We start from the raw sequence: 869 nt of genomic DNA on the forward strand, positions 1-869 counted from the left end.
CTCGGCGTCCGGTCCGATTAGCTGCCCTCGCCGCGGCAAAAGCGACGCGGGCTCCTGGCGCATCTGCCGCCGCCGGAACGCCGCCGCGTCATCGACCTGCCGCCCGCCCCCGGCGCCACCGCCCCCGCCCGGGTGACCCAGGCGCTCGGCCGCCCGGCGGAGGGGATCTTCGCCCTGGCGCTGCATCTCGGCGCGCTGCGCGCCGGCCCGGCCAGCCTGCTGCGGGCCCGGCTGCTGGCCGGTGGCCGGGTGCTCGGTGCCTGGACGGTGCCGGGCGATGCGCTCGCCCCCGGCTGGCTGGCGCTGGACCTGCCGGAGCCCGCGCCGCCCGGCGCGGCGGAAGCAGTGCTGGAAGTGGCGGCGGAGGCCGCGCCGGGGGAGACCCTGCTGCTGTCCGCCACCGGCCCCGAGGCCGGCGCCCCGCTGGCGCTGCGCGCCGAGGTGGCGGAGCCCGGGCTGCTGGCCCATCCGCTGCATTTCGACTGGGCGGCGCGCGATACGCTGGCCCCACCCGCCGGTGCCGCCCTGCCCCTGCCCCGCGCGGCGTGGGAGGCGGCGCGGATCGAGGGGGCGGGTTTCCAGCTGGCGGCCGCCGGCGCGGAACCGCCGCGGCCGATGCTCGACCTGCCGGCCGGCGCGGCGCCCGGCGAATTCGCGGTGCGCAGCGGGGAGGCGGCGAAGCTGCAGGTGGCGCTGCGCGCGGGCCCCGACCCTGAACTGGCCCAGGCACGCGACAGCGGCTGGCGGGTGGCGGATGGCGGTGGCGGCCTGCGCATCGCCCTGCCGCTGCCCGCCGGGCTGGATGGCGTGCTGCACCTCGCGATCGCCGTGCGCAACCGCGGCGCGGCGCCGGCGCTGCTCGAGGTCTC

At 80.4% G+C, this 869-nt stretch carries 1 protein-coding gene; it reads left to right on the forward strand.

Going from position 1 to position 869, the window contains the following annotated elements; genetic code table 11:
- Positions 1-96 precede the first annotated feature (96 nt).
- Positions 97-869: DUF6212 domain-containing protein (locus HEQ75_RS27700; protein ID WP_268887824.1), on the forward strand; the 773-nt coding region annotated here is incomplete at its 3' end.

It is taken from the genome of Falsiroseomonas selenitidurans, assembly GCF_012103215.1.
GTDB classification, from domain to species: domain Bacteria; phylum Pseudomonadota; class Alphaproteobacteria; order Acetobacterales; family Acetobacteraceae; genus Falsiroseomonas; species Falsiroseomonas selenitidurans.